The sequence below is a fragment of the Stutzerimonas sp. C6.4V genome (genome assembly GCF_058536345.1).
Genome location: NZ_JBZUBM010000001.1, coordinates 2747008 through 2763538, shown reverse-complemented (window position 1 = coordinate 2763538; position 16531 = coordinate 2747008). Strand labels below are relative to the sequence as shown.

The following is a 16531-nucleotide window of genomic DNA, read 5'->3' as shown; positions in this document are numbered from 1 at the left end:
TCGGCGTCATGAACAACCAAGCCCGCAATGACAAGCGTGACCTGATCCTCGCCAAAGGGGCCCAGGTCATGACCCGTCGTGGTTACCACGGCACAGGAGTACTGGAAATTGTCCAGGCTGCCGGGATTCCCAAAGGCTCCTTCTACCATTACTTCGCCAGCAAGGAAGACTTTGCCTTGCAGGCGCTGGAGCATCTCTATCAGCCGCGGCTCGAGCGTTATCAGGCAGCGCTGTTCGAGTCTGCACTGAGCCCTCGTGCACGGGTCCTGAGCTACTACACCGAACTCGTCGCTCATTTCGCGCGGCAGGAGCGCCCCGAACACCATTGTTTTATCGGCAGTTTGAGCTTCGAGATGGCCGAGCTTTCGCGACCCATCGGTCAGCAGGTCGAGGCGATTCTGTTGCGTTCGGTCCAGCTGCTGGCTGACTGCCTTGAGCAAGCGCGAGCGGCCGGTGAGGTCGACGCAGGCACCGACTGCCTGGCGCTGGCTGAGTTCATCGGCAACGCCTGGGAAGGCGCCTTGTTGCGCATGAAGGTGGGCCGCAGCGTTGCGCCATTGAACATATTCCTGACCCAGCTTGAGCGTCTGCTGACGCATCGCTGAGCTTTTTTTCAGCGATCGCTAGACGACCGGTCGCTTTTTTTCATGTCCACAAGGAGACAGCAATGACAGAAGCGGCGAATGCCCTTTTCCAGCCTTTCCAGCTCGGCAGCTTGCAACTGCCGACCCGCATCGTGATGGCACCGATGACCCGTTCCTTCTCGCCGAACGGCGTACCCACTGCAGAGGTCGTCGAGTATTACCGCCGCCGCGCGGCTTCGGGTGTGGGCCTGATCATCACCGAAGGGACCACGGTCGGTCATCAGGCCTCCAATGGTTATCCTCAGGTGCCGCGTTTTTATGGCGAAGCGCCGCTGGCCGGATGGAAAGCGGTGGTCGAGGCTGTGCACCAGGCGGGTGGCAAGATCGTGCCGCAGCTATGGCACGTGGGGAATGTGCGTCGCAAGGGCACCGAGCCGGAGCCGGAGGTGCCGGGTTACGGTCCGATGGAGAAACTCAAGGATGGCCATGTCGTCGTGCATGGCATGACCAGACAGGATATTCAGGATGTGATCGCTGCGTTCGCCCAGGCCGCCAAAGATGCCCGGGCAATCGGCATGGATGGTGTCGAGATTCACGGGGCGCACGGTTACCTGATCGACCAGTTCTTCTGGGAAGGCAGCAACCAGCGTACTGACGAGTATGGCGGCAACCTGGCCAATCGCTCCCGCTTCGCCAACGAGTTGGTCCAGGCGGTGCGGGCGGCGGTAGGTCCGGATTTCCCGATCATTTTCCGCTTCTCCCAGTGGAAGCAGCAGGACTATACGGCGCGCCTGGTCACCACGCCGGAAGGGCTCGGCGAATTCCTCGAGCCGCTGTCGGCCGCGGGCGTGGATATCTTCCATTGTTCAACGCGGCGGTTCTGGGAGCCGGAATTCGAAGGCTCCGACCTGAACCTCGCCGGCTGGACCCGCAGGCTGACCGGCAAGCCGACCATCACAGTTGGCAGTGTGGGCCTCGATGGCGAATTCCTGCAGTTCATGGTCAAGACCGACAAGGTAGCGCAGCCGGCTAACATCCAAGGGCTGCTGGAGCGCTTGAACAAGCAGGAATTCGATCTGGTTGCGGTAGGGCGCGCATTGATCTGCGACCCGGACTGGGCGTTGAAGGTGAGGGACGGACGCATGCAGGAGATCCTGCCGTTCAGCCGTGAATCGCTGAAAACGCTGGCCTGAGATATCGGTTCGGTAGCGGTGAGGCCATCTACGATGGCTTCACCGCCCGTGGCCAGCGCTACTGCGACGCTCCCGGATAGCCGGACTGCTTGAGCAGCGTGGCCAAGTGCACAGCGTTGCGCGCCAGCATCGCATTGGTCTTGCTGATTTTCTCGCCAGGGTCGTCGACGTCCTTGTAGTCCGTCGAGCCCATGGCCGGGCCTACCCAATAGGTGCAGCCGTTGGCCGGGATGGTGAACCCCACATCGCTGAGGCCCTGATAGAGGTCCGCCACCACGTGATGCGCGCCGTCTTCATTTCCGACTACCGCGACGCAGGCCACCCGCCCGTATGAAACCATCCGTTGCTGATCGTCCACCTCACCGATGAAGGCATCGAGGCGCTCCAGCACTCGCTGGCAGACGCTCGCCGGGTGGCCCAGCCAGATGGGCGTGCCAAGCAGCAGGATGTCCGCGGCGAGGATTTTCGAGCGGATCATCGGCCAGTCATCGCCGTCGCCCTCATCCGACGTCACGCCCGGCTTGATGTTGTGATCCACCGCACGGATCTGTTCACAGGTTACACCGAGCTTCTCCAGTTCATGCTGAGCCTGGGTCAGCAGCAGGCTGCAGGACGATTCTGCAGGTGATGCCTTGAGGGTACAGTTGATTGCGAGTGCGGAAAGCGCCATCGGGTATCTCCTGATCGGAAGTGTTCAGATCTAGACACCGGCTTGTTGCGCAGTTCACGAATCGACCACTGCTGGCATCGTCGACTTGCCGCCCTCGCGCACCCAGAACAATGTCGCAGCTGCCACGGCTGCTGGCATGATCAGCAGGTTGAGGAAGGGAATCAGCAGGGCGGCGTAGGTTACCGCGCCGAGGCTCAGGCTTTTCCAGCGGCGCTGGCGCAGCCAGACCATCATCTCGCCCCAGCTCATCTTGTTGTTGTCCGCTGGATAATCGATGTACTGCACCGCCATCATCCAGACGCCGAACAGCAACCAAAGCGGTGCTGCGACCAGATTGACTACCGGGATGAACGACAGAATCAGCAGCGCCAGGGCACGGGGCGCGAAATAGGCCAGCTTGCGCGCTTCTCGGCCTATGGTGCGAGGAAGCATGGCCAACAGTTCGCCCCAGTCTGAATGGCGGAGCGCTATCAACTCCGCGAGCAACCGTTTCCACCTTTTCGGCCAGAAACCCGTTGAACGGAGCGGCAATGATGTTGGCGAGCATGGTGAAGGTGAAAAAAACCATCAAGACCACCAGTATCACGAACAATGGCCAGATCAGGTATTCGAGAAACATCAGCCATTCCGGGAGGCTTGGCATGAAGGCCTCGACCCAGCCTTCGAATTGGCGCACGGCCAGGTAGATGAGGCCGCAGAACAACAGCAAGTTCACGGACAGCGGCAGGATTACAAACAGTCGCAAGCCAGGGCTGAGGATCAGTTTCAGACCTTCGCGCAGATATTGCGGGCCGGACAGGGCGGCGAGGGGCATGGGGGATACTCCAGACAGGACGCTCCGGACCTTACCGGCTTTCCGGATCCTGGGAAAGCCGCCTTCAATCGGTAATAGGCAGCGGCTATGGCGGCGATCCACTTTGACCAATAGCCGGCGCTGCGTATGGCGCTTAGGCTAGCTCCGAACTCTCCTTTTGGTTTTCAGGGTCGTCCGCTTCAAGCCTTCCCCAAGTGCCTGGCCGGCCCTTTTTTATTCTTGCCTACCCGATGCTTCCTGCGCTTGTCTACCCTAAACCTTTCAGGGTAAAGGCGGATGGTGAGGTTCGGGGGTGTTTGTGTCTGCTTTGTCTTCAGCTTGCGTCAGCGCAATGAGTGTCCAGCCTGCTTCAGGTTTGAGTCGCGCGTCCGGGTGAAACACGTGCGTGTGGCGATGACCGTCGAGCGCGAAGAGCAGCATGATGCCTGATCCATGCTGAGCCTGATATTCGGGCCAGCCAAAGGTTTCGGTCAATGTGTTGCTCTTGAGCTGGTCACCCCTTGCCAGGCGTCCGGCCAGTTGCGAGTAAGTCAGCGTCGGAGCGCCCAGAGGGCGACCGCGGTGCTCATCGCTGGGCCGATGTTTGTCGCTGCGTTTGTTTTCCTGCGTGCTGGCCAGGTTGAACAGACGTTCCGCGCCGAACTCATGACGGAAACGCATGGCCGCCAGGGTATTCATCTCGCCCACCGGCGAAAGCGCCAACAGATGCCCCAGCCCGACCAGATCAAGGTGATGTTCCGCATGTTGCGAAGCCGGGTTCCCATAGTAGGTGGGCAGGTTCTCCATGCGCGCAGCCCGGATGTTGTCCCAGTTGGAGTCGGTGAGCATCACGCGCACGCCCTGTTCCTGTAGGGCGCGTCCGACCGCGCGTGCAACGGCATTGGCGCCAATGATCAGAAAGCCGCTCGGGGCCGGCTCCGCCACTTTGAGCAATCTCGCCAGCGGCCGCGCGGTTGCGCTCTGCAGGACGACTGTCCCGATGATTACCGCAAAGGTCATGGGGACCAGCAACAGGGCATTTTCGTGGCCCGCTTCATCCAGGCGAACCGCGAATATGGCCGATACTGCGGCTGCCACAATGCCTCTTGGGGCAATCCAGGCAAGCAACAGGCGCTCCCGCCAGTTCAATTGCGATCCCCAGGTGCTAAGCGCGATTGTGAGCGGCCGCGCGACGAATTGCACGATAAGCAGGATGACGAGTATGGACGGACCCAGTGCTGTGAGAGCGGTCAAATCTAGCCTTGCAGCCAGCAGGATGAACAGCCCGGAAATCAGGAGGATGCTCAGGTTTTCCTTGAAATGAAGAATGTCTCGCACGTCGACGTTCTTCATGTTGGCAAGCCACATGCCCATCAGCGTGACGGCCAGCAATCCGGACTCGTGTACCAGGGTATTAGCCACGACGAACACGCCCAACACGCAGGCAAGGGTGGCGAGATTCTGCAGGTATCCTGGTAGCCAGTGTCGCCTGACGGACTGGCCGAGCGTCCAGCCGCCAGCTATGCCGAGTACGGTTCCGCATAGCAGGACCGCACCAAAGGTCAGCAGGCTCTGGGTCCAGGCTGCCTCGGTACCGCGCGTAATGATGAAGCTGTAGACCACCACTGCCAGCAGCGCGCCGATGGGGTCGATGATGATGCCTTCCCAGCGCAGGATATTTGCTACCACCGCGTTCGGGCGCACCACACGCAGCATGGGTACGATCACGGTGGGGCCGGTCACGAGCGTCAAGCTGCCGAACAGCAGTGCCAGCTCCCAGTCAAAGTCCAGCAGCCACCGTGCCGCCAGGGTGATGATGGCCCAGGTCGTCAGGGCACCGATGCCGATCAACCGGCGCACCACCTTGCCAATGCCCGGCAGTTCCGATAGCCGCAAGGTCAGGCTGCCCTCGAACAATATCAGGGCAACTGCCAGTGAAACCAAAGGGAACAGCAATGTCCCGAACAGGCGAGTCGGGTCCAGCCAGCCCAGTACCGGCCCGGCCAGAATGCCGCTCAACAGCAGGAACAGGATTGCAGGCAGCCGCAGTCGCCATGCCAGCCACTGACTGGCGAGGGAGGCGAGGCCGAGCGCCCCAAGAGAAATCAGAATGTCTTGTTCGGTCATGGTTACCAGCAATAGAGGCGGCTAGGCGGGGGGATGTCAGGCTGGCCGGATCTCGTCAGAGGCTCGGCTAAGGGTTCGACAATGCGCGGTCGAATCAGGTCCGCTCGCGCGGCGGCAGCTGGCAGCCAGCAGCAGGCTATGAAAAGATTGCCGCCCTGCCTTTCGTGTCCCTCTCTAATCATGCCGCCCCTAGACGACCCTGTTATCGATCGCTTTCTCGACGCCCTCTGGCTCGAAAAGGGCTTGTCGGACAACACCCGCGAGGCCTATCGAAGCGATCTCGCATTGTTCAATGGCTGGCTCGACGAGCGTGGCGTTCAGCTGCAAAGCGCCGGTCGCGACGTGATCCTGGACTATCTTTCCTGGCGGCTGGCGAACGAGTACAAGGCGCGCTCCTCGGCCCGGCTGCTATCGGGGCTTCGTGGGTTTTACCGTTTCCTTCTGCGCGAAGGCTCGATCAGCACGGATCCGACACTGCGTATCGACATGCCGCGGCTCGGACGGCCGTTGCCCAAGTCATTGTCCGAAGCCGACGTGGAGGCGTTGCTTGCTGCCCCGGATCCTGGCGATCCGCTTGGGTTGCGTGACCGGGCGATGCTTGAGGTGCTCTATGCCTGCGGGCTACGTGTCACCGAGCTGGTAGGTCTCACCCTGGAGCAGATCAATCTGCGTCAGGGCGTATTGAGAACCCTTGGCAAGGGCAACAAGGAGCGGCTGGTGCCGCTGGGTGAGGAGGCCATGCACTGGCTCGCACGCTATCTGCGCGACGCCCGTCATGAATTGCTAAAAGGAAAGGCCAGCGATGTGGTGTTTCCCAGTCAGCGCGGCGACCAGATGACCCGCCAAACCTTCTGGCATCGAATCAAGCTGCACGCCAGGGTCGCCGGGATCGCATCCACGCTTTCACCGCACACGTTGCGTCATGCATTCGCTACCCATTTGCTCAACCACGGGGCGGACCTGCGCACCGTGCAGATGCTGCTGGGCCACAGCGATCTTTCCACAACCCAGATCTATACGCACATCGCCCGCGCGCGCTTGCAGGACATGCATGCACGGCATCACCCGCGCGGTTGAGCGCGTGATAGGGGCTGCCACCGCGTCTGGCTGCGTGGCGGCCCACAAAGTCGACGACTGATAACTGGCCAGGTGCGCTGTGATTGGGGGGCTGTGCTAATCTGCGACCTTCTCTTCGATCGAAGTCGCCAGGAGACCCCATGCGCGTGAATCGTATCCTCGCTGCCGTGACCCTCGGGCTCACCAGCTCTGTCGTCCTGGCCGCAGATGCCGAACAGGCGATTCGTCAATCGCTCAATGCTATTCAGCCGGGCATGCCCATTGAAGCAATCGCCGAAAGCCCCATGGATGGTGTCTATCAGGTGCAGCTCAAGGGCGGCCGTCAGTTGTATGCCAGCGCCGACGGTCAGTTCGTGATCCAGGGCTACATGTTCCAGTTCAAGGACGGCCAGGCGACCAACCTGACAGAGCAGGCACAGAGCCGGTCGGTGGCTGATGCGATCGACGCCGTGCCCACCAGCAAGATGGTGGTGTTCGCACCGGACAAGCCCAAGACCCACATCACCGTTTTCACCGATACGGACTGCGGCTATTGCCAAAAGCTGCACAGCGAAGTGCCGGAGCTCAACCGCCTGGGCGTTGAGGTCCGCTATATGGCCTTTCCCCGACAGGGCATGGGCAGCCATGGCGCCAATACCCTGGCAAGCGTCTGGTGTGCCAAGGATCGCCAGGCGGCGATGAACAAGGCCAAGGCGCGCGAAGACGTCCCGGCCGCCAGCTGTGACAACCCGGTCGCCGAACAGTACGAGCTCGGTCAGCTGATCGGCGTACAGGGTACGCCTGCCATCGTGCTTGCCAATGGTCAGGTCATTCCTGGCTATCAGCCCGCGCCCCAGCTGGCGGAACTGGCACTTTTCAAGGCCAACTAGAACGCTGCCCGGGCCTTGGCTGGCCTGGGCCCGGTGAACTGTTCGGCTCCCGGCACTCAAATCAGATAAGCATTTGAGGAGGTGGCGAACATGAAGCTTGAAGGTTCCTGTCATTGCAAGTCCGTGCAATTCTCGCTGGAATCTGCCGAACCCTACCCGTTCATGCGTTGTTATTGCTCCATCTGTCGCAAGACGGCGGGTGGGGGTGGGTATGCCATCAATCTCGGCGGTGACTACCGTACGCTGCAGATCGAAGGGCGCGAGCACCTGGGCGTATACAGGGCGCGGATGCCTGACGATGAAAATGGCAACAGCCAGGTTAGCGATGGGCAACGGCATTTTTGCAAGCACTGCGGAAGCGCCCTCTGGTTATGGGATCCGAACTGGCCGGATCTCGTTCATCCCCACGCATCTGCCATCGACACCGAGCTTCCCAGGCCTCCCGAGTCGACGCACTTGATGTTGGGGTCAAAGGCCTCCTGGGTTGAGCCTCAGATCGGCCCCGACGACCGCTGCTTCGCCGAGTACCCGGATGAGTCATTGGCGCAATGGCACGACCGGCTCGGTTTGCGTCGCAACTCAGACTGAAAGACTCGCTGATTGCCGGGCGGGCTGGGCCGGCCAGTGGATTTGACTAAATCCCGTGCGCTTCGTAATGTGCGACTCTTTTGTTCGGCCGCTTTGTCCGGTCGTTCGCAGGCAATGGGGAGTGCAGCTTGAAACCGGTGAAAGTTGGCATCTGTGGGCTTGGAACCGTCGGCGGCGGAACCTTTAACGTGCTCAAGCGCAACGCTGCTGAAATCGCCCGTCGCGCCGGGCGCGGCATCGAGGTTGCGCAGATTGCCGCTCGTCATGCGAACCCCAAGTGCGACACCGGCGACATCCCCATTACCGCCGACATCTTCGATGTCGCCAACAACCCCGACATCGACATTGTGGTCGAGCTGATCGGCGGGTATACCCTGGCCCGCGAGCTGGTGGTCAAGGCTATCGAAAACGGCAAGCACGTCGTGACGGCGAACAAGGCCCTGATCGCTGTGCATGGAAACGAAATCTTCGCCAAGGCGCGGGAGAAGGGCGTCATCGTTGCGTTCGAGGCGTCGGTTGCCGGTGGTGTTCCGGTCATCAAGGCCATTCGCGAAGGGCTTGCTGGCAATCAGATCAACTGGCTGGCCGGCATCATCAACGGCACGGGTAACTTCATCCTCACTGAGATGCGCGAAAAGGGCCGTACCTTCGAGGACGTGCTCAAGGAAGCGCAGGAACTAGGCTATGCCGAAGCTGATCCGACTTTCGATGTCGAGGGTATCGACGCGGCTCACAAGCTGACCATTCTTGCCTCCATCGCCTTCGGCGTGCCGTTGCAGTTCGACAAGGCCTACACCGAAGGCATCTCCCAGCTGACGACCGCTGACGTCAACTACGCCGAAGCCCTTGGCTATCGCATCAAACACCTGGGCGTCGCGCGCAGCACCGAGTCGGGTATCGAATTGCGGGTGCATCCCACGCTGATCCCGGCCGACCGTCTGATCGCCAACGTCAACGGCGTGATGAACGCAGTGATGGTCAATGGGGATGCCGTAGGTGCGACCCTCTACTACGGCGCCGGTGCAGGTATGGAGCCGACCGCTTCGGCGGTTGTCGCAGACCTGGTCGATGTCGCCAGGGCGCTGACCACTGATCCGAACAACCGTGTACCTCATCTGGCGTTCCAGCCCGACTCCTTGTCGGCCCATCCCATCCTGCCGATCAGCGCATGTGAGAGCGCTTATTATCTGCGCATCCAGGCCAAGGACCATCCGGGTGTGCTGGCGCAGGTGGCGACGATCCTCTCCGAGCGTGGCATCAACATCGAGTCGATCATGCAGAAGGAAGCTGAAGTCCAGGACGGGCTGGTGCCGGTCATCCTGGTCACGCACCGCGTGGTTGAGCAGCGAATCGACGATGCCATTGCCGCGCTGGAAGCGCTTGCCGACGTGGTTGGCAACGTCGTGCGGATCCGTGTCGAACAACTCGCTTGAGGCGCAGGGCTGAAGGCTGACGGATCACTCGTTCAGCCTCCACCCCCACGCCCTTATCGGCTTTTTGAGGCATTAATCATGCGTTACATCAGTACCCGGGGCCAGGCGCCCGCGTTGAACTTCGAAGACGTGCTGCTTGCCGGACTGGCAAGCGATGGCGGCCTCTATGTGCCGGAAAACCTGCCGCGCTTCACCGTCGAGGAGATTTCCTCCTGGGCCGGTCTGCCGTACCACGAGCTGGCATTCAGGGTGATGCGGCCCTTTGTTGCCGGCAGCATCCCGGACGCCGATTTCAAGCAGATTCTGGAAGACACCTATGGTGTTTTCGCCCATAGCGCAGTCGCCCCGCTGCGGCAGCTCGATGCGAACGAGTGGGTGCTGGAGCTGTTCCATGGGCCGACCCTGGCGTTCAAGGACTTCGCCCTGCAGCTGCTTGGCCGACTGCTTGACTATGTGCTGTCAAAGCGAGGGGAGCGGGTCGTCATCATCGGCGCGACCTCGGGTGATACCGGTTCGGCGGCCATCGAAGGCTGCCGGCGCTGCGACAATGTCGACATTTTCATCCTTCATCCGCACAACCGGGTTTCCGAAGTCCAGCGCCGCCAGATGACCACCATCTTCGGCGATAACATTCACAACATTGCCGTCGAAGGCAACTTCGACGACTGCCAGGAGATGGTCAAGGACAGCTTCGCTGACCAGGGCTTCCTCAAGGGAACTCGCCTGGTGGCGGTGAATTCGATCAACTGGGCTCGAATCATGGCCCAGATCGTTTACTACTTCCATGCCGCGCTCCAGCTCGGTGGCCCGGCGCGCTCCGTGGCCTTCTCGGTGCCGACCGGCAACTTCGGCGACATTTTCGCCGGTTACCTGGCGCGAAACATGGGGCTGCCGGTCAGCCAGCTGGTAGTCGCCACCAACCGCAACGACATCCTGCATCGTTTCATGAGTGGCAACCGCTACGACAAGGACACTCTGCATCCGTCACTGTCGCCGTCCATGGACATCATGGTCTCCTCGAACTTCGAGCGCCTGCTGTTCGACCTGCACGGGCGCAACGGTGCTGCGGTTGCCGAGCTGATGAGCGCGTTCAAGGCCAGTGGCACGCTATCGGTCGATGAAGAGCGCTGGACCGAAGCGCGGAGACTGTTCGACTCCCTGGCAGTTGACGACGAGCAGACCTGCAAGACCATCGCCGACGTGTTCGAGGCCACCGGCGAATTGCTGGATCCGCATACGGCCATCGGCGTTTATGCCGCCCGTGAGTGCCGCCGCAGCCTGGCGACACCCATGGTAACGCTGGGCACCGCTCACCCGGTGAAATTCCCCGAGGCAGTGGAAAAGGCGGGTGTTGGCAAGGCGTTGGAGCTTCCGGCTCACCTTGCCGACCTGTTCGAACGTCCTGAGCGTTGCACCGTGCTGCCAAACGACCTCAAGGCCATGCAGGCCTTCGTCAGCGAACACGGTAATCGCGGCAAGCCGTTGTAACGCCAGACATTGAACAAAAAAAGCCGGAGGGTCGGACGAGCGCCCGGCACCCGGCTTTTCTTGTTGCAGCATTCCCGCCGTGCTGACTAAGGCGTTCGCCTCCAGACTGCGTGTCTTTTAACTATTCGTCGAACTCTTCCCAGCCGCCCATCTCTCGCCAGCGGTTGACGATTCCGCAGAACAGCTCGGCTGTCTTCTCGGTGTCATAGCGGGCCGAATGTGCTTCGCGACCATCGAAGTCGATCCCCGCCGCCTGGCAGGCCTTGGCCAGAACGGTCTGGCCATAGGCGAGGCCGGCCAGGGTCGCCGTGTCAAAACTGGAAAAAGGGTGGAAGGGGTTGCGCTTGATATCGCAGCGCGCAATTGCGGCATTGAGAAAGCCGAGGTCGAAACTGCTGTTGTGGCCAACAAGGATGGCGCGCTTGCAGCCGGCCGATTTGACTGCCTTGCGCACGCTGCGGATGATCTCGTTCATCGCCTGGGATTCAGGAACAGCCATGCGTAGCGGGTGGTCGAGCTTGATGCCCGTGAATTCCAGCGCGGCGGCTTCGATATTGGCACCAGCGAAGGGTTCGACCCTAAAGAAAAGGGTGTCCTGGGGATAGAGCAGACCCTGTTCATCCATGCCGATGGTCACGGCGGCGATTTCCAGAAGGGCGTCGGTTGCACAGTTGAAGCCGCCGCACTCTACATCCACCACCACCGGCAGGAAGCCACGGAAGCGCCGTGCCATGGCCGACCGAGGCTTGCCTGGGACGTTTCCTTCGAGTTCGTCGTCGAACTGCTCGTCACTCATGCGCTTGTCTCCAGTCGCCATTGCAGGGTCTCGCCGGCCCGCAAGGGCACCAGCTTGTGTTCGCCAAACGGCAGGCTGCCCGGGACGCTCCACGACTCGCGCACCAGGGAGATCGTGTCGGTATTGCGCGGCAAGCCATAGAAGTCGGCGCCGAAATGGCTGGCAAAGGCTTCGAGGCGGTTCAGAGCGTTACGCTGTTCGAACGCTTCGGCATAGAGCTCTATGGCCGCGAACGCGGTATAGCAACCGGCACAACCGCATGCGTTTTCCTTGGCGTGCTGGGCGTGCGGTGCCGAGTCGGTGCCGAGAAAGAACTTTGGATTGCCGCTGGTGGCTGCATCGAGCAGCGCTTCCTGATGCACGTTGCGCTTGAGGATAGGCAGACAGAAAAAGTGCGGGCGGATGCCGCCTACCAGCATGTGGTTGCGGTTGTAGAGCAGGTGATGGGCAGTGATCGTAGCACCGACGTTGCCGCTCGCTGTTTCGACGAACTGCACCGCGTCACGCGTAGTGATGTGCTCGAACACCACTTTGAGCGTCGGGAATCGCTCGGTTATCTTGCTCAGCTGTTCGTCGATGAAGTACTTCTCACGATCGAATATATCGACTTCCGAACGCGTCACCTCACCATGGACCAGCAGCGGCAGGCCAACCTCTGCCATGGTTTCCAGTACCCCAAAGATGTTCTCGATGCGCGTGACGCCGGATGCCGAATTGGTGGTGGCGCCAGCCGGGTAGAGCTTGGCGGCAAACACATAGCCGCTGGCCTTGGCGGCGCGAATATCGTCGGGCTGCGTGCCATCGGTGAGGTAGAGCACCATCAGCGGCTCGAACGCATTGCCGTGCGGACGGGCGGCGAGGATGCGCTGGCGATAGCTGTCCGCCTCGGCGGCATTGCGTACTGGCGGCACCAGGTTCGGCATGATGATGGCGCGCGCGAACTGGCGTGCGGCGTCCGCCACGGTATGCGGCAACGCTGCGCCGTCGCGCAGGTGGATGTGCCAATCGTCGGGGCGCAGTAGTGTCAGTCGGTCGGACATGCAGATTTCCAGGCGGTAAAACGTGCGGGAATGCTACCGGAAACGCGCGAAAAAATCGCCGAAGGTGAGACAGGGGCGCTTGCCGGTATTGGCGGGGCTGACTGGACGGTGGTTCAAGTTTCTGCCGGACGCACCGATACCCCTTTGTACACACAGCCCGTGGAGCCTCCAGTGCGCCTGCGCCCCTTGATCATGGCTTGCCTTCTGGCCTCGCCGGCCAATGCCATCACTTTCCAGACACGCCTGGAGAACGTGCTGTGGCAGGTTGAGGGGGATCAGTTCGAGTGCCGTTTGAGCCAGCCGGTCGCCGGATTCGGCGCGGGAGAGTTTGTCCGGCGCGCTGGCGAGCAGGCGACCTTTCGGCTGCGCTCACCTGACCGCTGGTTGGGCAGCGGCTCGGCCACCCTGCTGGCGGCTGCCGCGCCCTGGCAGCCGCAACGCAGCGATATCAATCTAGGGGTGGTGTCGGTTGCCAGGGACGACATTGCGTTCAACAGTTCTGCACTGCAGGCCGGTCGTCTACTGGCGGGACTGCTGGAAGGTCGTAGCCCGCTGGTTCGCCATCGCACCTTGCACGGCGGCGAGGCGCTCGAAGTCCGGTTGCTCCCGGCACGTTTCGCCAAGGCCTATGAGGATTTCCGTGCCTGCAACGCAAAATTGCTGCCCGTCAACTTCGATCAGATCCGTCAGTCCCAGATCGGCTTTCCGGCGGGCGACATTGTTCTGGACCGGTCAGGGCAGGCCAGGCTCGATATCATCCTGCAATTTCTCAAGGCCGATCCGAGTGTCAACCGAATCCAGCTCGATGGCCACTCGGACAACAGCGGCAACCGCCTGACCAACCGCGACCTGTCCCGCCGTCGTGCGCTGGCGGTCGAGGCCTACCTGATCGCCAATGGCGTGCCCAAGGAGCAGATCACGCTGCGTTTCCATGGCGAGCGCTATCCGCTGGTCGCCAATAACAGCGAAGCCAATCGAGCCAGGAACCGGCGTGTCACTGTCCGTCTGGATCGGGCGCCGGCAGCCGTCACCGCTGCAGCGGAAGCAGCTGTTCCCTCGTCCTGAGCACCTTGAGTCTCGTTCCCCTGTAAAAGGGACTCCATGACCAGTAGAATCGCCGCTTTCCTTACAATCCCGGGAGTGGATGGCAATGGCCGACGTAAAGAAGGTGGTCCTGGCGTATTCCGGTGGCCTGGACACCTCGGTGATCCTCAAGTGGCTGCAAGATACCTACAACTGCGAAGTGGTGACCTTTACCGCTGACCTCGGTCAGGGTGAGGAAGTCGAGCCAGCCCGAGCCAAGGCCAAGGCCATGGGCGTCAAAGAGATCTATATCGACGACCTGCGCGAAGAGTTCGTTCGCGATTTCGTGTTCCCCATGTTCCGTGCCAACACCGTCTACGAAGGCGAGTACCTGCTGGGTACCTCCATTGCCCGTCCGCTGATCGCCAAGCGCCTGATCGAGATCGCCAACGAGACCGGCGCCGACGCCATCTCCCACGGTGCTACCGGCAAGGGCAACGATCAGGTCCGTTTCGAGCTGGGCGCCTACGCGCTCAAGCCCGGCGTCAAGGTAATCGCGCCCTGGCGCGAGTGGGATCTGCTCTCGCGTGAAAAGCTGATGGACTACGCCGCCAGCCACGAGATCCCGATCGAGCGCCACGGCAAGAAGAAGTCGCCGTATTCCATGGATGCCAACCTGCTGCATATCTCGTATGAAGGCGGCGTGTTGGAAGACACCTGGACCGAGCACGAAGAAGACATGTGGCGCTGGACCCGCTCGCCCGAGACCGCGCCGGACACTCCAACCTACATCGAGCTGACCTACCGCAAGGGCGACATCGTTGCCATCGACGGCAAGGACATGACGCCGGCCGAAGTCCTGACCTACCTGAACAAGGTCGGCGGCGAGAACGGCATCGGTCGACTGGACATCGTCGAGAACCGCTACGTAGGCATGAAGTCTCGCGGCTGCTACGAAACCCCCGGCGGCACCATCATGCTCAAGGGCCACCGCGCCATCGAATCCATCACCCTCGACCGGGAAGTCGCTCACCTGAAAGACGAGCTGATGCCCAAGTACGCCAGCCTGATCTACAACGGCTACTGGTGGAGCCCCGAGCGCAGCATGCTGCAGCAGATGATCGACGCGTCACAGGTCAATGTAAACGGTGTGGTCCGTCTGAAGCTCTACAAGGGCAATGTCATCGTTACTGGCCGCAAGTCCGATGACTCGCTGTTCGATGCCAACATCGCAACCTTCGAAGACGATGCGGGAGCCTACGATCAAGCCGACGCGGGTGGCTTCATCAAGCTCAACGCGCTGCGCATGCGCATTGCCGCGAACAAGGGCCGCACACAGTTCTGACCTGACTGTCCTGTCGCACCTGACTAACCCCGGCCACAAGCCGGGGTTATGCTTTCTGCACCGCAACACGCCTTGTCGAATGAGGAGAGAAAACCATGAGACTGCTGCATACCATGCTGCGAGTCGGCGATATGGACCGATCCATCGCCTTCTATACCGAAGTGCTGGGCATGACCCTGCTGCGAAGCAAGGATTATCCGGAAGGAAAATTCACGCTGGCCTTCGTCGGCTACGGTGACGAAGCGCATAACAGCGTGCTGGAGCTGACCCATAACTGGGGCGTCGAAACCTACGATCTTGGCGACGGTTACGGCCATATCGCATTGGAAGTCGAGGATGTCTACAAGGCCTGCGAGGACATTCGCAGCCGGGGCGGTAAGATCACCCGTGAGCCGGGCCCGATGAAACACGGCACCAGCATCCTGGCGTTCATCGAAGATCCAGATGGCTACAAGGTCGAGCTCCTGTCGCCTTCACGGCGCGACTAGGCTCTTAGCTGAACAAAAAGCCCCGTCAAGGGGCTTTTTGTTCACAGGTCAAAGTCGAACTCGTTCAGTTGTTTCTGCAGTCGACGTTCTTCGAGCAGGTTATCGATGATCCGGCGCTTGGTCAGGTTGGTCTTGGCTACCTCTACCGGCGCCTCAGTGGTATCGTCTTCATCATCGGCAACGAAATCGTCTTCTATCTGGATATCTTCTTTCTCGGACACTTGTTCTTACTCCACGGCAGAGGCGCGCTATTGGCGCACCTTATAGCGACAAAAATGACAGCCGTAAAAAAGATTTTTTCAATCAGGCGATAGGCTTTCTGTTTGGCGGCTCAATCGTCTGAGGTCTTGTGCTTGTATTCACAGAGATCCTCGATACGACAGCTTCCGCATTGCGGCCTGCGCGCCTTGCAGACGTAGCGCCCGTGCAGGATCAGCCAGTGATGGGCGTCCAGGAGATAATCCTTCGGCACGAATTTGACCAGTTTGCGCTCGACCTCGAGCACGTTCTTGCCGGGCGCAATTCTGGTGCGGTTGGCGACACGGAAGATGTGGGTGTCGACTGCCATGGTGAATTGGCGAAACGCCGTGTTCAGCACCACATTGGCCGTTTTGCGGCCAACGCCCGGTAGCGCCTCGAGGGCCTCACGGTTATCAGGCACCTGGCTGTCGTGTTGTTCGATCAGGATGCGGCAGGTCTCAAGAACGTTCTTGGCCTTGCTTGGATAAAGCCCGATGGTCTTGATGTAGCTGCAGAGGCCGTCATAGCCGAGCGCATAGATGGCCTCGGGGGTGTTGGCGACAGGGTAAAGTTTGGCCGTTGCCTTGTTGACGCCCACGTCGGTGGCCTGGGCCGAGAGGATCACGGCAATCAAGAGCTCGAACGGAGTGCTGTAGGCCAGTTCGGTTTTGGGCTCGGGGTTGTCTTCATGAAAGCGACGGAAGATCTCCAGTCGTTTTGCGGCGTTCACGGGTACACCCCCACCTTGGTCAGGTATCGGGAGGAGCACCCACGCAG

At 60.8% G+C, this 16531-nt stretch carries 16 protein-coding genes and 1 pseudogene; 10 read left to right on the top strand and 7 right to left on the bottom strand.

The window, feature by feature from the left end; genetic code table 11:
• Positions 1-8: 8 nt before the first annotated feature.
• On the top strand, positions 9-605 hold the full coding sequence (locus AC4LFW_RS12925; protein ID WP_491819480.1) for a TetR/AcrR family transcriptional regulator: 597 nt from the start codon (positions 9-11) through the stop codon (positions 603-605).
• Positions 606-667: 62 nt separating this feature from the next.
• Positions 668-1777, top strand: coding sequence for an NADH:flavin oxidoreductase (locus AC4LFW_RS12920; RefSeq protein WP_491819479.1), 1110 nt, complete (start codon positions 668-670; stop codon positions 1775-1777).
• A gap of 58 nt (positions 1778-1835) precedes the next feature.
• Here the strand turns inward: AC4LFW_RS12920 and AC4LFW_RS12915 are convergent, their stop codons facing one another.
• The 3 genes and pseudogenes from AC4LFW_RS12915 to AC4LFW_RS12905 all read right to left on the bottom strand — a co-directional run bounded on the left by AC4LFW_RS12915 (position 1836) and on the right by AC4LFW_RS12905 (position 5367).
• A complete protein-coding gene (locus tag AC4LFW_RS12915) occupies positions 1836-2447 on the bottom strand; it encodes a flavodoxin family protein (RefSeq protein ID WP_491819478.1) in 612 nt (203 codons plus the stop codon).
• Between the two features lie 54 nt (positions 2448-2501).
• Positions 2502-3261, bottom strand: a pseudogene (gene cysZ, locus AC4LFW_RS12910) (sulfate transporter CysZ).
• A 261-nt stretch (positions 3262-3522) separates the two neighbouring features.
• Positions 3523-5367 carry a cation:proton antiporter gene (locus AC4LFW_RS12905; protein ID WP_491819476.1) on the bottom strand — a complete coding sequence of 615 codons (1845 nt, stop codon included), beginning with the start codon at positions 5365-5367 and terminating at the stop codon, positions 3523-3525.
• A gap of 180 nt (positions 5368-5547) precedes the next feature.
• Here AC4LFW_RS12905 and xerD point away from each other — a divergent pair, with 180 nt between their 5' ends.
• The 5 genes from xerD to thrC all read left to right on the top strand — a co-directional run bounded on the left by xerD (position 5548) and on the right by thrC (position 10822).
• Positions 5548-6444, top strand: coding sequence for a site-specific tyrosine recombinase XerD (xerD, locus tag AC4LFW_RS12900; protein ID WP_491820221.1), 897 nt, complete (start codon positions 5548-5550; stop codon positions 6442-6444).
• 140 nt (positions 6445-6584) lie between these two features.
• Positions 6585-7313: a thioredoxin fold domain-containing protein gene (locus tag AC4LFW_RS12895; protein ID WP_491819475.1), complete on the top strand. Its 729-nt coding sequence runs from the start codon at positions 6585-6587 to the stop codon at positions 7311-7313.
• A 90-nt stretch (positions 7314-7403) separates the two neighbouring features.
• Positions 7404-7901 carry a GFA family protein gene (locus AC4LFW_RS12890; RefSeq protein WP_491819474.1) on the top strand — a complete coding sequence of 166 codons (498 nt, stop codon included), beginning with the start codon at positions 7404-7406 and terminating at the stop codon, positions 7899-7901.
• Positions 7902-8029: 128 nt separating this feature from the next.
• Positions 8030-9334 (top strand): homoserine dehydrogenase, encoded by a 1305-nt coding sequence (locus AC4LFW_RS12885; protein WP_491819472.1) that lies wholly within the window; start codon positions 8030-8032, stop codon positions 9332-9334.
• 78 nt (positions 9335-9412) lie between these two features.
• Complete coding sequence (thrC, locus tag AC4LFW_RS12880) at positions 9413-10822, top strand: threonine synthase (RefSeq protein ID WP_491819470.1); 1410 nt, start codon at positions 9413-9415, stop codon at positions 10820-10822.
• A 121-nt stretch (positions 10823-10943) separates the two neighbouring features.
• Here thrC and rnt read toward each other — a convergent pair whose 3' ends face one another.
• On the bottom strand, positions 10944-11618 hold the full coding sequence (gene rnt, locus AC4LFW_RS12875) for a ribonuclease T (protein ID WP_491819469.1): 675 nt from the start codon (positions 11616-11618) through the stop codon (positions 10944-10946).
• Positions 11615-12658 (bottom strand): dihydroorotase, encoded by a 1044-nt coding sequence (gene pyrC / locus AC4LFW_RS12870; RefSeq protein WP_491819468.1) that lies wholly within the window; start codon positions 12656-12658, stop codon positions 11615-11617. Before pyrC ends, rnt begins: the two co-directional genes overlap by 4 nt.
• Before the next feature lie 171 nt (positions 12659-12829).
• Here pyrC and AC4LFW_RS12865 point away from each other — a divergent pair, with 171 nt between their 5' ends.
• The 3 genes from AC4LFW_RS12865 (at position 12830) to gloA (ending at position 15514) form a co-directional block, all read left to right on the top strand.
• Complete coding sequence (locus AC4LFW_RS12865) at positions 12830-13723, top strand: flagellar protein MotY (RefSeq protein WP_491819467.1); 894 nt, start codon at positions 12830-12832, stop codon at positions 13721-13723.
• An 85-nt stretch (positions 13724-13808) separates the two neighbouring features.
• Entirely contained in the window at positions 13809-15026 is a 1218-nt protein-coding gene (locus tag AC4LFW_RS12860) for an argininosuccinate synthase (RefSeq protein ID WP_491819466.1), read from the top strand.
• A 95-nt stretch (positions 15027-15121) separates the two neighbouring features.
• Complete coding sequence (gloA, locus tag AC4LFW_RS12855; RefSeq protein WP_491819465.1) at positions 15122-15514, top strand: lactoylglutathione lyase; 393 nt, start codon at positions 15122-15124, stop codon at positions 15512-15514.
• 41 nt (positions 15515-15555) lie between these two features.
• On the opposite strand, the gene AC4LFW_RS12850 is transcribed toward gloA, so the two are convergent.
• The gene (locus tag AC4LFW_RS12850; protein WP_491819464.1) at positions 15556-15735 is read right to left on the bottom strand and encodes a PA3496 family putative envelope integrity protein; all 180 of its coding nucleotides are present in this window, start codon (positions 15733-15735) and stop codon (positions 15556-15558) included.
• Positions 15736-15845: 110 nt separating this feature from the next.
• The gene (gene nth, locus AC4LFW_RS12845; RefSeq protein ID WP_148926659.1) at positions 15846-16484 is read right to left on the bottom strand and encodes an endonuclease III; all 639 of its coding nucleotides are present in this window, start codon (positions 16482-16484) and stop codon (positions 15846-15848) included.
• Positions 16485-16531: the final 47 nt, after the last annotated feature.